This is a genomic window from Janthinobacterium sp. BHSEK, assembly GCF_056174685.1.
On sequence record NZ_JBWBYV010000188.1, the window covers coordinates 1 to 727 of the forward strand.

At 61.5% G+C, this 727-nt stretch carries 2 protein-coding genes; both read right to left on the reverse strand.

The genetic code is table 11. From position 1 onward, the window contains the following. On the reverse strand, positions 1-159 hold a 159-nt coding region (locus tag AC0V2Y_RS28225), incomplete at its 3' end, for a phage tail assembly protein T (RefSeq protein ID WP_475418453.1). Between the two features lie 8 nt (positions 160-167). After that, on the reverse strand, positions 168-566 hold the full coding sequence (locus tag AC0V2Y_RS28230) for a hypothetical protein (RefSeq protein ID WP_475418091.1): 399 nt from the start codon (positions 564-566) through the stop codon (positions 168-170). Positions 567-727 lie beyond the last annotated feature (161 nt).

Below are 727 nucleotides of genomic sequence, written 5' to 3' on the forward strand. Positions count from 1 at the left end.
CTCAGGCCGTGTATTGCTGTTACGGTTGATATTTGCCAGCAAAGCGCTGGCCACTCCGTGCCGTTGATCGGCGACCAGGTCGCCAAACGGTTCCAGCTCGTAGTAGGCCATCCACTCGGTAAACTCAGCTGAAGAAATCTCCAGTTGAGCCTGGCGCACCGACTTGCCTAGCTCTTTGGCGAGGCGGAACCAGAATCGCCGCTCTGGTCGCTCCCGGAGTTTTTTGCGGCATCCGGCCCCGACTTGGCACCCAGGCCGTTCAAGCGCATGGCTACCTCGGCAGGGCCATCGAGCGACGCCGCCGACTTTGCTTGCAGCGCCTCGATGTCGCCCACTGTGAACAGCCGCACGCCGAACTCATCGACGATGGTGGCCGCCAGCAGAGCCGCCGAGAAGCGCCCTACCGGCACGCCCGCTTCGGAGGCAATCGAGGTCCGGAAAGCATCTCGCTCCATACCCGTCATGGCGCGAATACGCACCGTACCGCCCCAGGCTGGTACTGGCAGGTCTTCATGTTTCAGGTCGGCCGCGCCCAGGATCGCCGATTTGCTCAACAAGCCGCTCATGACCACACCACCTTGCCAGTTACCTTAGTATCGATGGTGCCCTTCAGAACGGCGTTGACGGCACCGGCAACAGGCATTGATTTGACCAGGATGTCGAAGGTTGCCACCACATCATCAGGAAAGGTCAGCTGCAGGCTGCTCCGTTCGCCGCTGACGTGCGC